The sequence below is a fragment of the Pseudogulbenkiania sp. MAI-1 genome, assembly GCF_000527175.1.
Classification (GTDB): domain Bacteria; phylum Pseudomonadota; class Gammaproteobacteria; order Burkholderiales; family Chromobacteriaceae; genus Pseudogulbenkiania.
Genome location: NZ_AZUR01000001.1, coordinates 3,819,367 through 3,833,264, shown reverse-complemented (window position 1 = coordinate 3,833,264; position 13,898 = coordinate 3,819,367). Strand labels below are relative to the sequence as shown.

At 67.9% G+C, this 13,898-nt stretch carries 14 protein-coding genes; 6 read left to right on the top strand and 8 right to left on the bottom strand.

All coding sequences use genetic code 11. The features are described 5' to 3' along the window. The first annotated feature begins 22 nt into the window (after positions 1-22). The 3 genes from PSEMAI1_RS0117925 (at position 23) to PSEMAI1_RS0117915 (ending at position 2,714) form a co-directional block, all read left to right on the top strand. Positions 23-682: a response regulator gene (locus PSEMAI1_RS0117925; protein ID WP_024304193.1), complete on the top strand. Its 660-nt coding sequence runs from the start codon at positions 23-25 to the stop codon at positions 680-682. After that, positions 682-2,004 carry an ATP-binding protein gene (locus PSEMAI1_RS0117920; RefSeq protein WP_024304192.1) on the top strand — a complete coding sequence of 441 codons (1,323 nt, stop codon included), beginning with the start codon at positions 682-684 and terminating at the stop codon, positions 2,002-2,004. Before PSEMAI1_RS0117925 ends, PSEMAI1_RS0117920 begins: the two co-directional genes overlap by 1 nt. Positions 2,005-2,333: 329 nt before the next feature. Then, entirely contained in the window at positions 2,334-2,714 is a 381-nt protein-coding gene (locus PSEMAI1_RS0117915; RefSeq protein ID WP_024304191.1) for a rhodanese-like domain-containing protein, read from the top strand. An 85-nt stretch (positions 2,715-2,799) separates the two neighbouring features. On the opposite strand, the gene nosZ is transcribed toward PSEMAI1_RS0117915, so the two are convergent. Beyond that, positions 2,800-4,731 carry a TAT-dependent nitrous-oxide reductase gene (gene nosZ, locus PSEMAI1_RS0117910; protein ID WP_024304190.1) on the bottom strand — a complete coding sequence of 644 codons (1,932 nt, stop codon included), beginning with the start codon at positions 4,729-4,731 and terminating at the stop codon, positions 2,800-2,802. Positions 4,732-4,929: 198 nt separating this feature from the next. Here nosZ and PSEMAI1_RS0117905 point away from each other — a divergent pair, with 198 nt between their 5' ends. Further along, positions 4,930-5,343: a cytochrome c5 family protein gene (locus PSEMAI1_RS0117905; protein WP_036986329.1), complete on the top strand. Its 414-nt coding sequence runs from the start codon at positions 4,930-4,932 to the stop codon at positions 5,341-5,343. 133 nt (positions 5,344-5,476) lie between these two features. Here PSEMAI1_RS0117905 and PSEMAI1_RS0117900 read toward each other — a convergent pair whose 3' ends face one another. From PSEMAI1_RS0117900 to PSEMAI1_RS0117870, 7 genes are read right to left on the bottom strand one after another with little or no spacing between them, the layout of a single operon-like run. Next, positions 5,477-5,845, bottom strand: a complete 369-nt coding sequence (locus PSEMAI1_RS0117900; RefSeq protein ID WP_051460248.1) for a DUF6516 family protein — start codon at positions 5,843-5,845, stop codon at positions 5,477-5,479. Continuing rightward, entirely contained in the window at positions 5,842-6,135 is a 294-nt protein-coding gene (locus tag PSEMAI1_RS0117895) for a hypothetical protein (RefSeq protein WP_198019640.1), read from the bottom strand. The genes PSEMAI1_RS0117900 and PSEMAI1_RS0117895 overlap by 4 nt, the downstream gene beginning before the upstream one ends. Beyond that, entirely contained in the window at positions 6,119-6,628 is a 510-nt protein-coding gene (locus tag PSEMAI1_RS0117890) for a nitrous oxide reductase accessory protein NosL (protein WP_024304186.1), read from the bottom strand. The genes PSEMAI1_RS0117895 and PSEMAI1_RS0117890 overlap by 17 nt, the downstream gene beginning before the upstream one ends. Further along, complete coding sequence (locus PSEMAI1_RS0117885) at positions 6,625-7,440, bottom strand: ABC transporter permease (protein ID WP_198019639.1); 816 nt, start codon at positions 7,438-7,440, stop codon at positions 6,625-6,627. Before PSEMAI1_RS0117885 ends, PSEMAI1_RS0117890 begins: the two co-directional genes overlap by 4 nt. Next, on the bottom strand, positions 7,437-8,357 hold the full coding sequence (locus tag PSEMAI1_RS0117880; RefSeq protein ID WP_024304184.1) for an ABC transporter ATP-binding protein: 921 nt from the start codon (positions 8,355-8,357) through the stop codon (positions 7,437-7,439). Before PSEMAI1_RS0117880 ends, PSEMAI1_RS0117885 begins: the two co-directional genes overlap by 4 nt. 7 nt (positions 8,358-8,364) lie before the next feature. Continuing rightward, a complete protein-coding gene (locus PSEMAI1_RS0117875; protein ID WP_024304183.1) occupies positions 8,365-9,651 on the bottom strand; it encodes a nitrous oxide reductase family maturation protein NosD in 1,287 nt (428 codons plus the stop codon). Further along, positions 9,648-11,840 carry a NosR/NirI family protein gene (locus PSEMAI1_RS0117870; RefSeq protein WP_024304182.1) on the bottom strand — a complete coding sequence of 731 codons (2,193 nt, stop codon included), beginning with the start codon at positions 11,838-11,840 and terminating at the stop codon, positions 9,648-9,650. Before PSEMAI1_RS0117870 ends, PSEMAI1_RS0117875 begins: the two co-directional genes overlap by 4 nt. A gap of 197 nt (positions 11,841-12,037) precedes the next feature. Between PSEMAI1_RS0117870 and PSEMAI1_RS0117865 the strand changes: the two genes are divergently transcribed. Then, positions 12,038-13,303, top strand: a complete 1,266-nt coding sequence (locus tag PSEMAI1_RS0117865; RefSeq protein ID WP_024304181.1) for an ATP-binding protein — start codon at positions 12,038-12,040, stop codon at positions 13,301-13,303. Beyond that, the gene (locus tag PSEMAI1_RS0117860) at positions 13,300-13,827 is read left to right on the top strand and encodes a response regulator transcription factor (RefSeq protein WP_024304180.1); all 528 of its coding nucleotides are present in this window, start codon (positions 13,300-13,302) and stop codon (positions 13,825-13,827) included. Before PSEMAI1_RS0117865 ends, PSEMAI1_RS0117860 begins: the two co-directional genes overlap by 4 nt. Positions 13,828-13,898: the final 71 nt, after the last annotated feature.

Genomic DNA, 13,898 nt, shown 5'->3' with positions numbered 1-13,898 from the left:
GTGTCCACAGGAAGGACAAGCGATGCGCATTCTGCTGATTGAAGACGATGCCCTGATCGGCGACGGGCTCAAGGCCGGGCTCGGTCAGCTGGGCTTTGCCGTGGACTGGTTCCGCGACGGTAAGGAAGGCCTGGCGGCGCTTTCCGGCGCCCCCTTCGACGCCGTGGTGCTGGACCTGGGCCTGCCCAGCCTCGACGGCATGGAGGTGCTGGCCAGCTGGCGCCGCGCCGGCCACAGCGAGCCGGTGCTGGTGCTGACCGCGCGCGACGCCCTGCCGGAGCGGCTCAAGGGGTTGGATGCCGGCGCCGACGACTACCTGATCAAGCCCTTTGCGCTGGCCGAGGTGGCCGCCCGGCTGCGCGCGCTGATCCGCCGCCGCCATGGTCAGAGCGGGCCGGTGTACAGCCACGGCGCGGTCAGTTTCGACCCGGTGGCGCGCCGCGCCACGCTGGCCGGCCAGACGCTGGAGCTGACGGCGCGCGAACTGTCGCTGTTGGAGTTGCTGCTGGTGAGCAAGGGGCGGGTGCTGACGCGCGAGCTGATCGAGGAGAAGCTGTACGGCTGGGGTCAGGAGCTGGACAGCAACGCCGTCGAGGTGCACGTCCATCACCTGCGCAAGAAGCTGGGTTCCGCCTTCATCAAGACCGTGCGCGGCGTCGGCTATACCTTGGGAGAGGGCTGATGACACACCCTAGCCTGCGCGGCCGGTTGATCCGCATGATCATGCTGGTGGTGCCGCTGGTGTGGCTGGTGGCCACGGGCCTGTCCGGCTATGCCGCCTGGCACGAGGTCAACGAGCTGTACGACGGCCAGCAGCGGCTGTTTGCCCGGCAAGTGCTGCATTCCGTGGCCTCCCTGGCGGCCCCGGCCAAGCCCTACCTGCGTGGCGAGGGAAGCCGCGAGGGCGAGGTGGACGACATGGCGCTGGCGGTGTGGGACGCCAAGGGCCGGTTGCTGTTGAGCGACGGCGAAGGCTTGGGCCTGAGCCCCCACCCCGGTTTTTCCGGTTTTTTGACGCTGGATTCCGATGGCAAGCGGTGGCGTGTGTATTACCTTAGCGACGCGCGCCGCACCGTGGCCGTGGCGCAGGAGCTGGAGGAACGCTGGGAGGTGGTGCGCGGGCTGCTCTCCGCGCAGTGGCTGCCCTGGCTGCTGCTGGTGCCGGTGCTGTTGCTGCTGCTGTGGCGCGGCGTGACGCTGGGCTTGCGTCCGCTGGAGCGGGTGCGCGAGGAGTTGCGGCATCATCCCCTCGACAGCCCGACGCCGCTGTCGCGGGAGGTGCCGGCGGAGCTGGCACCGTTGATCGACGGCATGAACGGCCTGATCGCGCGCGTGGCCGAGATGCTGGCGCGAGAACGCCGCTTCACCGCCGACGCCGCGCACGAACTGCGCACCCCGCTGGCGGCGTTGCGGGTGCAGGCCGAGGTGGCGCAGCTGAGCAGCGAGGCGCCGGCCCGCGATCATGCGCTGAGCCAGTTGACGCTCGGCATCGACCGCGCCACGCGCCTGGTCGAACAACTGCTGGCGCTGTCGCGGCTGGACCCGCTGTCGATCCCGGCCCAGAGCGCGCCGCTGCACTGGCAGGCCATCGCCGAGCGCGCCCTGGCCGAGGCCCGGCACGCGGCGGGCGAGCGCGCCATCGCCGTCGAGCTGCGCCAGAGCTGCCCCTACGCCGAGGTCTTGCCACTGTCCGGCGACGAGACCCTGGTCGGCCTGCTGCTGCGCAACCTGCTCGACAACGCCGTGCGCTACTCGCCGGACGGCACCACGGTGACGCTGGAGCTGGCTGCCGGGCATGTGGCGGTACGCGATACCGGGCCGGGCATCGCCCCGGAATGGCTGGAACGGGTGCGCGAGCGTTTCTTCCGCCCGCCGGGGCAGCCCCAGCCCGGCAGCGGCCTCGGGCTCTCCATCGTCGAGCGCGTGGCCGAACTGCACGGCCTGGCGCTGGAGCTGGAAAACCATCCCGAAGGCGGCCTGGTCGCCCGGCTGGTGCGCGCCTGAGCGCTGCGACAATCTGCCGCATTTCCTTCGCCGAGGCGGCGTACTAAGCTGGTTGTCATCGGGGGAACGCACCCCCCGCTCCAAGTGTTGGGCCCACGTTTCGGCGTGGGCCATTTTTCTTGGGGCGAGCTATTCCGGCTGGTGCCAAGCGTGATGCCTGATCCGATCCCCGTGGGACCGCCCGGCGCCGATGCCAAGGGTGCCAGCTGGCACGGGACATGCGGCATGTGCTGTTTCGTCCGATGGCGGGCTGCCATTGGCCCTGACGCTGGCTATCATTAATGCTGTGATCGAAGAAAATCTTCATCACGACGATTGAGGGTGAGCCGATGAGAACCGCACAAGATCTGGTGAGGGAGGCACGCAGCCGCATCGTCGAGCTGCCGCTGCCCGAGGCGGCGACCTGGCGACCGGATGGCGTGCTGGTGGTGGACGTGCGCGAACCGACGGAGTACGCCGCCGGCCACGTGCCCGGCGCCGTCAACCTGCCGCGCGGCGTGCTGGAGTTCCAGCTGGAGGCGTCGCCGGAGCTGGCCAACCGTCACCGCCCGGTGCTGCTGTATTGCCAGACCAGCGCCTGTGCCGCGCTGGCGGCGCAGTCGCTGCTGCAGATGGGCTACACCACGGTGTGCTCGATCGCCGGCGGCTTCGACGACTGGCTCGCCGCCGGGCTGCCGGTGGAAAAACCTGCGCCGGCCTCGACGCGGTGAGCGGACGCCCCGTGTAGAACCAAAAAAAAGCGGGAAGGCTTGCGGCCTTCCCGAAACGCTTCGTTGCTAGGATGAGTTTGCCGGCTCAGCGCTCGACGATCAGGCGCGAGCGCATCTCCAGGTGCAGCGCGTGGCAGAAGTGGGTGCAGTAGCACCAGTAGACGCCCGGCTTGTCTGCCTTGAAGGTGACCGACTTGGTCTCCTGCGGGTTGACGATGAAGTTGACGTTGTACTTGGGGATAGCGAAGCCGTGGGTCAGGTCTTCCACCTTGTCGAGGTTGGTCAGGATCACCGTCACCTCGTCGCCCTTCTTCACCTTGAATTCCCGCAGGCTGAACGCCGGCGCCTGTGAGGCGAGGTAGATCGTCACCTTGTTGCCCTTGCGCTCGACGCGGCTTTCCTTCGGGTCTTTCAGCGCCAGCGGGAACTCGTCCAGGTTGTAGACCTGGCGCGGCTTGATCTTGTCGCGCTTGACGATGATGAAGTCGTGCGGCTCCGGGTACACCGGGTGGTCGGCGACGTGGATCATCTTGTCGCCGCTGATGTCCACCAGCTGTTCGTTTTCCGGGTGCAGCGGGCCGACCGGCAGGAAGCGGTCCTTGGAGAACTTGCAGCCCACCGCCAGCCATTGGCCGTCGGCCTCGCGCGTTTCCGACATCGAGGCGTTGAGGTGGCCGGGCTGGAATTGCACGTCGAGCCGGTCCACCACGTACTTGGCATTCTTGTCGCCGCCGTAGAACTTGATCGCTTCGGCGAGGTTCCATTTCACGATCTGCGAATCGAGGAACAACGTGGTGTAGGCGTTGCCGCGGCCGTCGAAGGCGGTGTGCAAGGGGCCGAGGCCCAGTTCCACTTCGGCGACGATGGCTTTCTTGATGTCGTCGAGCTTGCCGTCGAACCAGGCCAGCACTTTCTCCAGCTCGATCACGGTGGCGGTGGGGGAGAGCTTGCCGGCGCAGATGAAGTATTTGGCGTCCGGGCTGGCGTTGACGCCGTGCGGGTTCTTCGGCACCGGCACGTAGGCGGTGAGCGCGGTCTTGGGGTCGGCGTTGGCGGCCTTGGTGCCGTCCACCACCGGTACTTTCGAATCCCCGATGGTCTTGAACTTGCCTTCCTTCACTGCTTGTTCGATGCGCGCCACGTTGAAGAACACGCAGGCGTCGCGCTCGGCCGACATCATGTCTTCGTAGCGGATGCCGTTTTCGACGTTGTACTGGTTGGAGGCGGCGAGCTTGCCGTCGAAGGAGGTGGCCACGAGATCCATGTTGCCGTCGACCTTGCACTGCCAGCGCACTTCCATGGTCTCGGCGTCGACGCAGGTGAACAGCGCGCCGTATTTTTCGCCGGCGTCGAGGTCACGGCCGTCGTTGGCGTGCGGGATGTGGAATTCGCTGCCGCAGAACACGCGGGTGGTGCGGTCGATGCTGGCGTCCACCGGGTCGCGCTTGTCCGGGAAGATGCCGTGGAAGCCCTGTACGTTGGGCAGTTCGGTGATCTTGTCGCACTCGAAGGTGTCGAGGCGGATGCGCGCCAGGCGTGAGTTGATCTTGTCGTTGACCCAGGCGTAGCGGCCGTCGTAGGTGCCCTTGGCGTACGAGGCGTGCACGTGGTGGGTGTCGCCGACCATGTACTTGGGGCTGCCGTCCGGCTTGGTGCCGAGGATGGCCTTGGATTCGTTGGTGATGCCCCAGCCGCTCATGCAGTCCATGTTGAACACCGGGATGCGCTTGATCTCGCGGCCGGACGGCAGGCCCAGCACGCGCATTTCGCCGGAGTGGCCGCCGGACCACAGGCCGTAGTAGTCGTCGAGCTGGCCGGGGGCCTTGTGCGGGTTGTGGCCGGCGCCGTGGGACGCCGCGGCCGCTTCTCCGCCCGCGTTGCCGGCGGCGGCCTGGGCGCCGCCGTCCTTGCAGCCGCTGAGCCCGGCGCTCAGGCCGATGCCGGCCAGGCCCAGCATCGTCGAGGTGCCGAGGAATTTGCGGCGGCCGATGTCGGAAACGGATTCTTCCTTCGCCATGTTATTTGCTCCAAATGTACTGAAATAGCGTGAGTTTTATGATTTTTAATTCGACGCTATTGCAATCCTTTTGACCCCGCGCTGGAATTGATGCGCATCAAGCCTTTAAAAGAAACCGGGCGGTGGGCGTATTACTGAGGCGAGCCGTTGGTAAAATGGTGCGGTCGATATTTTGGGTTTCCGCATAAGGGGATGAAAATGAAAAAGCAAGCGATGGCTCTGGCTTTTCTGAGCCTGTTGGCGTTGGCCGCCTGCGGCAAGAAAGAGGCTGCCGAAAGCACGGCGCAGGCTGCGGCACCGGCCGCCGCCGAGACCGCCCAACCGGCTGCCACCACCACGGCCGCCGCCGATCCGGCGCTGAAGGCGGGTGAGGACGTGTTCAAGAAGACCTGCGTGATGTGTCACCAGACCGGCGCCGCCGGCGCACCGATGGTCGGCGACAAGGCCGATTGGGATGCCCGCCTGGCGCAGGGCAAGGACACGCTGTACAAGCACGCCGTCGAGGGCTTCACCGGTGCGAAGGGTGCGATGCCGGCACGCGGCGGCAACAGCGCGCTGTCCGACGCCGACGTCAAGGCGGCGGTGGATTTCATGCTGTCCAAGACGTCCTGAACAGGTTTCAACCCAGCCAGGACGGCCGTGCGGGGCGTCCTGGCCGGTCTCGAACGGCGGCTGTGGCCGCCGTTTTTTTTGCGCTTGGTGGGTAGCCCGGCGTCGCCGGGCAAGAGGCTGGGATGGAACTGTCTTAGGCGCGGTGACCCAGCAGCGGATCGAGATTAAGTGCGCCGAGCAGCAGCCGCACGTTCTGTCTCAGCGGCTGGCCCGGGGTGGTGATCGGGTCGGGCCGGACCATGCCGTCGCTATCGTGCAGGTGGTGGGGATAGGTGGAGAGATCGGGGTGCAGCGGCGCGGTGTCGAGGCGCAGGACATGGCCCTGATATTTCCAGATGAAACTATATTCGCTATTCGACGCCGCTTTGATCTCGAGCAAAGTGCCATTTAATAATTCGAGGGAAATGGCGTCCTGGTACAGGATAATATCGCCGGCCAGGGTTTCGCCGTAATCATCGATAATGGCATCGCGCAGCGTTTCGTAATCCACGACAGTTTTCATGTGTTTTCCATGCAGAGTTTCATTTCGGCGCGAGCGGCTTGGTAGTGCTGATGCAATTGCTTGGCCGAGAGGTAATCGTCGTAGGCCGGGTGTTCGGCCACCCTCGATTCGCGGATGGCGTCGAGCAGGGCGTCTTCGCTGTCGACGGCGTAGCGCGCCAGGATCAGCCGGCGGCTTTCGCGCAGCTGGTACATCAGCTTGGACAGGCCGTCGATCTCTTGGGCGCGGGTGGCGTCGACGTCGCGGAAGAAGTTCTGGTAGGACATGTCGGTCTCACATATGGCTGTCATGCAGGGCGCCGCCGTCGAGCCGCACCATCTCGGGTTTGACGTCGGCGAAGGCCAGCACCTTGCCGCCGTATTGCTGGGCGAAAGCCTCGGCCTTGGCGCGCTGACCGAACGGCACCAGCGTCGGTCCCATCGAGCCCTGCTGCGACGAGCCTTGCACGTAGAAGGCCTGGCGCGCGTCGATCCAGTGCCCTTTGGGGGCCTTGATGTCGGTCTCGCCCATGTCCTGGACGTAGAGCGCGGCGATGCGGCGGGCTTGTTCCGGCTTGAGGTAGAGCGAGAACATTTCCACGGTGTCGCAGAAGAATTCGGGTTCGCCCTGGGCGTAGTGGATCTGCGCCTTGGCACCGGGGTAGTCGGCGAGCAGCATGCCGTCGAGCGCGCAGGCGGTGTCCTGCTTGATCTCGAGCGGGGTGGTCTGGGCGGGGCGTTCGTCCTGGCAGGCGGCCAGCCCGGCCAGCAGCGCCGCGAGCGCGAGCGTGGTGCGTAATGTCATCGGAATCTCCACAGGGCGGCGGCGAGCGGGGCGACGATCCAGCCCGTGAGCATGCCGCCGAGCATCAGCGGTTGGGTCATCAGGTCGGGCAGCACGCTGCCCAGCCCGTAAAAGGAGCGCAGCTCATCGCTGCTGAAGATGTTGAGGGCGCGGAACAGGTCGGCCGGGTTGAGTAGCATCAGGTAGGGCAGCCACTCGCCCAGCGGGCCGTCGCCCTGTACCACCAGCAGGCCCAGCAGCAAGAGGTCGAAGATCAGCACGAAGAAGAACCACAGCGCGATCGCCGCGCCCGAGGCGCGGGTGCGGTCGCCGGCCAGCACCGAGACCAGTACCGCCAGCGACAGGAAGGCGAGCCCCAAGAGCAGCGCCGAGAGCATGAAGCCGGCGTAGTGGTAGAGCGCGGCGGCGGGCAGCCGGGTGACGAGCAGCGCGCCCGCCAGCCCGAAGCCGGTCAGCGTGGCCACGCTCAGCGCCGCGGCGAGCCCGCCGTACTTGCCGAGGATCAGTTCGGCGCGGCTGATCGGCAGCGACAGCATGAGTTCGAGCGAGCCGCGCTCGCGCTCGCCGACGATGGCGTCGAAGCCGAGCAGCAGGGCGATGAGCGGGATCAGGTAGATCACCAGGCTCACCAGGCTGGCGATGGTGACTTCGATGCCGCGCAGGCCCACCTCGCCCTGCTGGGCCGCGCCGAAGTAGGCGATGACCAGCGCGAACAGGGTGAACACGACGCTCACCGCCAGCACCCAGCGGTTGCGCAGGCGGTCACGGAATTCCTTGGCGGCGACGGTGCGGATGGCGTTGAGTTCGATCATGGTCGTCCTCCCGCGTAGCCCAGGATCACGTCTTCCAGCGAGGGTTCGGACAGCCGCACGTCGCGCACCGCTGCGCCCAGCGCCGCCACTTCGGCCAGCAGCGCCATCTTGGCCGGGCGCGGGCAGGCAAGCCTCAGCTGGTCGGTCCCCGAGGGTTGTCTGAGCGGGGCGTGGCGGTCGAGCCGGGCCAGCTCGTCCATCGTCAGCGGCCGGCTGGTGGTGAGCGTCACGCCCAGCGGCAGCGCCGCCGCCTCGCGCAGCTGGGATACGGTGCCGAGCGCGGCGAGCTTGCCGGCCTTGAGGATGGCGACGCGGTCCACCCGTTCCTGGATCTCCGCCAGGATGTGCGAGGTCAGGATCATGCTCACGCCCTGTTCGCGCAGCTCGGCCAGGAGCTGGTAGAAGGCGTGGATCGCTTCCGGGTCGAGGCCGTTGGTCGGCTCGTCGAGGAACAGCAGTTGCGGGCTGCCGAGCAGGGCCTGGGCGAGCCCCAGGCGCTGGCGCATGCCCTTGGAGTAGGTGCCGACGCGGCGCTGGGCGGCATGCGCCAGCCCGACCCGTTCCAACAGCGGCGCCACCTGCTGTGGCTCGGCGCCCTTGAGGCGGGCGAAGTAGCTCAGCGTCTCGCTGCCGCTCAGGTTGTCGTACAGAGCCAGCTGTTCCGGCAGGTAGCCCAGGCGGCGGCGCACGGCGCGGAAGGCCGCGCCGCGGGTGGGGGCACCGAGTACCTGCACGCTGCCGGCGCTGGGGGCGAGCAGCCCCAGCATGATCTTGAACAGCGTGCTCTTGCCGGCACCGTTGTGGCCGGTGAGGCCGAACAGCTCGCCGCGCTCGACGCGGAAGCTGACGCCGTCGACGGCGGGGAGCGTTCCGAAGCGGCGTTCGACCTGGTGAAGTTCGATGACGGGTGGGTTCATGGTGGGATCACTGCGAAGTAAAGCGGTAGCGCGGCGCGCTCCAGGCCGTCCAGTTACGGTGGGCCGGGCGCATCGCCGGTTGCGGGTCGAGCACGCTGGGCGCGCGCAGCAGCGGGAACTGGCGCGCGATCAGGCGCAGGCTCTGCACCGCCGGGCTGTTCAAGAGCAGCTTGGCGCTCGGGTAGCGCCACAGCAGGCGGTCGACCAGGTCGTTGGCCTGGTAGGGCACGTCGCCGCGGCCGTTGCCGTCGCGGTCCCAGCCCAGGTAGTCGCTCCAGTGGTTGCCGCGCGGCTTGCCCCATTCCTCGTCGCGGGTGCCGACGTAGCGCACCTGCTCGCGGTTGGCGATGAAGTCGTTGTCCGCCACCACGTTGCGGGTGGAGCCGGCCGACAGGTGCACGCCGACCTGGTTGCCGGTCACCAGGTTGCCGCGCAGGCTGTTGTACTCGGCGTCGTAGACGAACAGGCCGCGCGCGTTGCCGGCCACCACGTTGTTTTCCACGCGCGAGTCCTGCAGCGTGCGCAGCATGATGCCGTGGTCGGAATTGCCCCACACCCGGTTGTTCACCACGATCTGGTTGCGCGCCTCCATCAGCGCCAGCCCGCCGCGGTTGTGGTAGACCTCGTTGCCTTCCCAGCGGTTGTAGTAGGAGTTCATGTAGTGCGTGCCGTAGCGCGCGTCGTGGATGGTGTTGCCGCGAAACAGCGCGTGGTGCGAGACGTCGACGTAGATGCCGTCGCGCACGAAGCTGATGCGGTTGCCGACGATGGCGGCGCCCTCGGTGTTGTAGAGCTGGATGCCGTTGCCGCGGTGGACCGAGGCGAAGTCGCGCTTGCCGGTGATCAGGTTGTGCTCGACGCGCGTGTCGCGCACCTTTTCGATCCACAGGCCGAACAGGCAATAGGTGAGGTCGTTGCCGCGCACCGTGACGCGGTCGGCGCCCGGTTCGAGGTAGAGGCAGGCGTTCTGGGCGCCCAGGTCGCCGCCGCTGTCGCGCACGATGAAGCCTTCCACGCGCACGTCCGGCGCGGCGATGCGGATGGTGTCGTTGCGGTTGCCGCCGGACAGCGTCGGGCGGTTGACGCCGCGCAGCGTCAGCGGCTTGGCGATGCGCAGGTTTTCGGTATAGAGGCCGCGCGCCACCTCGACCGTGTCGCCGGGGGCGGCGCGCTCCACGGCGGCCTGGATCGACGCGCCCGGCGCCACCGTCAGCACCGCGGCGTGTACCGTGCCGGCCGCCAGCAGTGCCAGCAGCATGGCGCTCAGGCCAGCCCGGAGCCGGTCCCCGCTCATGCCGTTTCCTTCTCGGGCTGAGGCCGCGCAGCCTTGGGCGTGGCCGGAAGCGGGGTGATCGGGATGAAGTAGCCGTCCTTGCCGATCGGTGTCAGCGGCTGGCCGGCCTTGGTGCGGCGCTTGCGCTCCTGTGCCAGCGGCGGGCAGGCGTGGTCGTCGTAGTACATCACCATGCAGTCGAGGCAGAGCAGGCACTCTTTCTGGTCGATGCGGCCCTTGTCGTCGATGGCGAGCGAGCCGCAGCCCACCGCGCAGGCGGCGCAGGGGCCGCACTCGGCCTTGCGCTTGAGGCCGAACAGGCGGAAGCGCGAGGGGATGGCGAGGCTGGCGCCGAGCGGGCACAGGTATTTGCAGAACGGCCGCTCGACGAACAGCGACACGCCGATGATCAGACTCCAGAACAGCACGAACGGCCAGCTGCGATGCAGCACCCCAACCAGGAAGGTGGTTTTGAACGGCTCCACCTCGGCCAGTTGCTCGGCCAGCGTCATCGAGAACAGCGACACGCCCAAGAGGCTGGCGAACACACCGTACTTGAGCCACTTGAGGCGCGCATGCAGCCGTGCGTTGGGTTTACGCTGGAAGCGCTTGAGCGGGGTGGCGGCGACGATCTTGTACAGGCCCTCGGTGAGCGAGCCGAACGGGCACAGCCAGCCGCAGAACAGCCCGCGCCCCCACAGCACCACGCTGATCAGGATGAACCACCAGAAGATGAAGATCAGCGGGTCGGACAGGAACAGCTCCCAGCGCCATTCGCCGATCAGCGCGTGTACCCAGGTCAGCACCTGCGTCACTGAGGGCTGGGCCATGGCACCGAAGCCGACGAAGGCGACGCTGATCGCCCAGGCGCTGTATTTCGGGATGCTCACCCAGCGCTTGTCCTTGCGCGAGGAGCGGCGCACCAGCTTGTCGCGCAGCGCGTAGCTCAGGCTCACCGCCAGCAGGAAGGCGACGAAAGCGGCGATCTGCCAGCGCTTCTCCTTCCACACCTTGAGCCAGGTCGGGTCGGGGCGCTCGACGTGCGGGCGGCCGCCCTGCAGGTAGCGCGCCGGCAGCCAGTACTCGCGCTCGAAGGCGGCGAAGGTTTTCTGCGCGGTCTGCTGGTCGATCTTGTTGCCGAGGAACACCAGTTGCCACGGGTAGGCGGCGGAGAAGTTCGGCGCCTGGCGCAGGATGAAGATGCCCGACTCGTGGAAGGCCGGCGCACCGGGCGCGGCGAGGTCATAGAGGTTGAGGTAGTCGAGGTCGCGGAAGGTGTAGCTGTCGAGATCTTGCTGCACCTGGATGCGGTCGTAGATGCCGCCGCGCACGAAGCCCGAGCCCTTGAACGACTCGCTGCCGTTGTTGACGATGAACAGCGCGTGCTCATTCGGCTGCAGCCGCGCCATCAGGCTCTGGTAGCCGGCCTCGCCGAGCACGGCGCGTCCCACCGTGGGCTGGTTGAGGTAGCCGAACCATAGGTCGATGTAGGGCTGGGCCGCGTCCGGCAGGCCGACCTGGGCGCGGCTGATGGTCAGGTGCTGCACCGCGCCTTCGTCGGCCAGGCGCACCCAGTCCGGCTTGTCGGCCGGATCGACAAAGCGCGCCGCCGGCTTGGGCTGCGACTTGACGATGCCGACTTGGCGCGCCACGTTCATCGCCGACTTCATCATCACTTGGTTCTGTGCGATCACCGTCACCGTGGCGCCGGTGATGCCGTCGAGCCCCACGCTGCCGGCGCCGCTGCCCTGGCCGATGTCGAGCTTGTCGGTGACGTGCTTGCCGAGGTACTGGCGGGTGAAGCGGGTCAGTTCGTTCTCCGGAATGCCCAGCAGCAGGATCGGCTCGCTGTGCTTGAGGATGGTCGAGCCGGTGTAGCGCCCGGCGTTGTCCATGCCGATCAGCGTGATCACCGGCTTGCCGGAGTAGGCCGGGATGTCGACGATATCGGTGGACAGGAACACGAAGCCGACGCGCTCGCGCTGGCCGTTCACCGTGCGGTAGCCCTCGACGAAGGGCGGCTTACCCTGGCGCTCGGAGAAGCTGTCGGCGCCGGGCAGCACGTCGCGGCAGGGGGCGTAGGTGCACAGCCGGGGGGAGTCGAACAGTTCGGGCGGGAGCTTGGCCTCGTACGAACCGGAGCCGGCCTGGCTGGCGGCGGCCAGCAGCAGTCCCAGACACAGGAGGGCAAGGCGGAACAGGGCTTTCATGACGGTTGGACTTTCGCTCGGTTTACCGTCCGGCAGCGTGGGGGCGCCGGCCGGCAAGCCTGCAAGGCAAGATGGCGCCATGATAAAAGCGTGGCCGGATAAGGAACTTGATCTGGGATAACCGAAGCCGGAGCGGGGCTGTCAATGCGGCAATCCACCGCAGCCCTGGCGCGACGGGGGATGGTAAAGTGGCGCGCATGAACGCCCCTCGCCTCACCCGTACCCTGTTCGCTCCCGATCTCGCACGCGCCATGCAGCGCCTGTCCCTGGTGCGGCGCGTGATGCTGGCGCTGTCGCTGCTGACCCTGCTCGGCTGCGCCCTGGCCGGCGTGGCGGTGCCCTGGATGCTGCTGCTGGCGGGGCTGCTCGGGCTGCTGCTGCTCAACCTCGGCCTCGACGCCTGGCTGGCACGCGGCGGCAGCCCCGGCCTGATCCTGCGCCTGGGCTTGCTGGCAGACGTGCTGGTGTTGGCGGAAGTGGTGGCGCTGACCGGCGGCGCGGTCAATCCGCTCGCTTCGCTGTTTTTGCCGCCGGTGCTGTTCGCCGCGCTGATCGCCCCCGGGCTGTTCGCTTGGCTACTGGCCGCGCTGGCGATGCTGCTCTACGGCCTGCTGATCTTCTGGCATTTGCCGCTGCCCGAGTTCGGCGAGCCGGCCATCGTCTTCAACCTGCACATCATCGGCATGTGGCTGATCTTCGCCGTGTCTGCCTGCCTGATCACCGCCTACGTCTCCTACCTGTCGCGGCTGCTGGCCGAGCGCGAGGCCGAGCTCGACGCCGCGCGCGAAACCCAGCTGCGCGACGAGCAGCTGGTGGCGGTGGGCATGCAGGCGGCCGGCGCGGCGCACTCGCTGTCCACCCCGCTCAACACGCTGACGCTGCTGGTGGACGAGCTGCACGCGAGCCACGGCGAGAACGCCGAGCTGGCCGACGATCTGCAGCTGATGCGGCGTCAGCTGGCGGTGTGCCGCGATGCGCTGGCGCGCCTCAAGCTCGGTGCCGAGCCGGCCCCCGCCGCGCTGCCGCTGTTCGCCACCCTGGCCGAGCGGCTGGACGGCTGGCGCAGCCTGCGCCCGGACGTGCGGCTCGACTGGCGGCCGCCGCCCGGCGACGACCCCCGCGTGCTGCTGGAGCCGGTGTTCTGGCCGGCCTTCTTCAACCTGATCAATAACGCCGCCGAGGCCGGCGGCGGCGAGGTGACGGTCAGCGCCCGGCTGGCGGGCGATGCGCTGCAGCTCGACATCGTCAACCGCCAGGGCTGCCTCAGCGCCGAGCAGCTGCGCCGCGCCGGGCTGACCCCGCTCGATTCCGACAAGCCGGCCGGGCTCGGCATCGGCATGCTGCTGTCACACGCCACGCTGGCGCGGCTGTCCGGTTCGCTGGAGCTGACCAACCGCGCCCAGGGCGGGGTGCATGCGCGCGTCACGCTGCCACTGACGCTGACGCACAGGGAGGAAACATGAGCGTCCCCATTCTGCTGATCGACGACGACGAGGCTTTCGGTGCGGTGCTGGCGCGCTCGCTAACGCGGCGCGGCCACACGGTGACGGTGGCGCATTCGGCCGACGCGGCGCTGGCCGTGGCGGGCTCGGCGCCGGCGCGCATCGTGCTCGACCTCAACCTCGGCGGCGACAGCGGCCTGCGCCTGCTGCCGCTATTGCGCCAGCACTGGCCCGCCGCTGCCGTGGTGGTGCTGACCGGCTACGCCAGTATTGCCACCGCAGTCGAGGCCACCAAGCTTGGCGCGGTGCAGTACCTCGCCAAGCCGGCCACGGTGGACGACATCCTCGCCGCCTTCGAGCAGGTGGCGGCCAATCCCGAACTGCCGCTCGCCTCGCAGCCGATGTCGCTCAAGCGCGTCACCTGGGAGCACCTGCAGCGGGTGCTGGCCGAGCACGACGGCAACGTCTCGGCCACCGCGCGCGCGCTCAACATGCACCGCCGCACCCTGCAGCGCATGTTGGCCAAGAAGCCGGTGAAGAGCTGAGCCTATCCTTCCGGGGCGGACCGCCGTGGCTATACTCAAGCAGCCCCGGCGCGGGCCGGGCCGACGTTTTC